General features: G+C 74.1%; 2 protein-coding genes. One reads left to right on the top strand and one right to left on the bottom strand.

Going from position 1 to position 3,011, the window contains the following annotated elements:
• Positions 1-78: 78 nt before the first annotated feature.
• The gene (locus AC0IVP_RS21770) at positions 79-1,884 is read right to left on the bottom strand and encodes an ABC-F family ATP-binding cassette domain-containing protein (protein WP_471759260.1); all 1,806 of its coding nucleotides are present in this window, start codon (positions 1,882-1,884) and stop codon (positions 79-81) included.
• 166 nt (positions 1,885-2,050) lie between these two features.
• On the opposite strand from AC0IVP_RS21770, the gene AC0IVP_RS21775 reads away from it, so the two are divergent.
• A partial coding sequence (locus AC0IVP_RS21775) for a prealbumin-like fold domain-containing protein (RefSeq protein ID WP_471759261.1) occupies positions 2,051-3,011 on the top strand: 961 nt, incomplete at its 3' end.

A 3,011-nucleotide genomic window follows, 5' to 3' on the forward strand; every position in this document is an offset into this window, starting at 1 on the left:
ACAGAACCCGGAGGTCCCTCCTCACATCAAGATCAGCCTCGAACAGAGACCGTGCACCAACCTGTCCGGGCAGTACAGCTAGGCCTCGGCCAGCTCCGCCGCGGCCAGCCAGTCGCTCTCGACCTGCTCCTTCTCGGCCTGCACGGCCAGCAGCTGCACGTTGAGCTCGGCCACCCTGGCGTGGTCGGTGGCCGCGGCGGCCAGCTGGTCGTGCAGCTTCTTCTCCTCGCCGTCCAGCTTGAGCATCCGTCGCTCGAGCTTGGAGGCCTCCTTGCGGGCGGCCCGCGCATCGGCCGCGGACACGGCCGGCCGGGCCGTCGTCGACAGGTCGCCGGACTGACCACCGGAGGCGGTCGTCAGCGGGGCACCGCCGGCGGCCCGCCGGCGCAGGTACTCCTCGACCCCGCCGGGCAGCTGCGCGAGGGAGCCGTCGCCCAGCAGCGCGACCACGGTGTCGCAGACCCGGTCGACGAAGTACCGGTCGTGGCTGACCACCAGCACCGTGCCGGGGAACCCGTCGAGCAGGTCCTCCAGCGCGGTGAGGGTGTCGATGTCCAGGTCGTTGGTCGGCTCGTCGAGGATCAGCACGTTGGGCTCGGCCATCAGCAGCCGCAGCAGCTGCAGCCGCCGCCGCTCACCACCGGAGAGGTCCCCGACCGGGGTCCACTGCCGGCTGGCCGCGAAGCCGAAGCGCTCGGCCAGCGTGGACGCCGAGATCTCCTGGTTGCCCAGCCGGGCGACCCGGGCGACGTCCTGCACGGCCTCGAGCACGCGCGCCTTGGGCGGCAGCTCGGTGACGTGCTGGGACAGGTAGGCCAGCGAGACCGTCTGCCCGGTCTTCACCACGCCCGCGTCGGGCTCGTTCTCCCCGACCAGCATCTTGAGCAGCGAGGTCTTGCCCGCGCCGTTGACCCCCACGATGCCGATCCGGTCGCCCGGGCCGACGTTCCAGTCCAGGTCGCGGAACAGCGAGCGCGGCCCGTCCTCGGTGGGGACGGCGTAGTCGACGTGCTCGAGCTCGAAGACGGTCTTGCCCAGCCGGCGGGCGGCGAAGTTCGCCAGCGCCAGCTTGTCCCGGGCCGGCGGCTCGTCGGCGATCAGCGCCTGGGCTGCGTCGATGCGGAACTTGGGCTTGCTGGTCCGGGCCGGCGGGCCACGGCGCAGCCAGGCCAGCTCCTTGCGGACCAGGTTGAGCCGGCGCTCCTCGGTGACGCTGGAGATCCGGGCGCGCTCGGCGCGGGCCAGCGTGTAGGCGGAGTAGCCGCCGTCGTAGGCGTAGACCGAGCCGTCGGCGACCTCCCACGTGGTGGTGCAGACCTCGTCGAGGAACCAGCGGTCGTGGGTGACGACCACCATGCCGCCGGAGCGCTGCTTGACGTACTCGGCCAGCCACGCGACGCCCTCGACGTCCAGGTGGTTGGTGGGCTCGTCGAGGACCAGCAGGTCCAGCGGGCGGACCAGCTGCGCGGCGAGGGCGACCCGGCGGCGCTCGCCACCGGACATCGGCGCCACGGGGGCGTCCAGGCCGAGCCGGTCCAGCTCCAGGCCGGTCAGCACCGAGCGGACGGCGGGGTCGGCGGCCCACTCGTGCTCAGCGGCGTACCCGGAGAGCACGACGTCGTGGACGGTCGTGCCCTCGGGCAGCGTGCCCGCCTGGTCGAGCACGCCCATCGCGATGTCGTTGCGCATCGTGACCCGGCCCGAGTCGGGGGGTTCCACGCCGGTGAGCACCGAGAGCAGCGTCGACTTGCCCCCGCCGTTGCGCCCGACGACGCCGATCCGCTCACCGGCGGAGATGCCGAGGGAGACGTCGTCGAGCAAGGAGGTCGTGCCGTGGGCCTTGGAGACGCGTTCGAGCGAGACCAGGTTGAGCGGAGTCGTCATGAGGACTCGAGTCTCCCAGGTCGGTGCCACCTCGCCGACGACCGCTCCGACCAGCACGTCCACACCGCGACACGCCGTGGCGGTGACCGTGATGCCGCGTGTCGCACCGCATGCTCTGCGTGATGCGCCGTGCGGACGGCGACGCCCGTCCGGAAGAGGTACTCCCATGCTCGTCGCTGCTCGCGGTGCCCTGCCCCGCACCGCCCGCCTGAGTGCCCTGGTGCTCGGCACGCTGACCCTGGGGACGGCGGTGGCCCCGGCCGCGCTGGCCGAGGAGGCGCCGACGCCGGTGTCCGACCCGTCGAGCCCGGCGTCCTCCCCATCGGAGTCGCAGGCGGCACCGCCCGAGGTGCTGACGTCCCGGGCGGCCGCCTACACGGAGGGGGCACCGCAGGCGGCCACCCCGGCCGGGGCCAGCTTCGGCACCGGCAAGCTGCACCTCACGCTGACACCCGACGTCCTGCCCGCCGGTCGGGTCCTGGCCCTGACCGGCGCCCAGGTCGAGCTCCGCTTCAGCCAGCAGCTCGGCGTCCCGTCCACGGCATCGGCCGTCTGCACCTTCGTCGGCAGCGGCGGTTGCGTCTTCCCGGCCGGCAGTGCGATCCCCACGACGAACGCCGGTCCCTCCGTCGGCATCGTGGCCGACCTGCCGGACGACTCGGTCTTCACCGCCACGCTGGTCGGTCTGCCGGCCTCCGGTCAGCTGCTGGTGCCGACCACACCGATCACGGTCCCGGGGTACACCCCGGCCGGGGCGGCTCCCGCGGGCCCCGGGGGGAGCGCGCTGGAACTGCCCGTGCGGCACGGCTACCGCACCCTCGGCGTCGCCCTGACCGGGAGCGGCCCGCTGGCCGGCGCCCAGTTCACCCTGTGCCCTGCCACGGCCGGGGCCTGCGCACCGGGCTCCACCCCGGTGACCGCGACCACGGGGGCCGACGGCCGCGCGACCTTCGACGGCGGGTACCTGCCCGGTGACCACCTCGTCGTGCAGACGCGCGGCCCGGGCGGCATCCCGGCCCCGGCCTCGGCCGCCCACCCGTTCGCGGTCCCGGCCGCGGCCACCGTCACCGAGCGCGACGCGCCGCTGCGGCTGACGGTCGCCGACACCACCCCGCCCGTCGTCACCC

Source organism: Klenkia sp. AC732, from assembly GCF_979256525.1.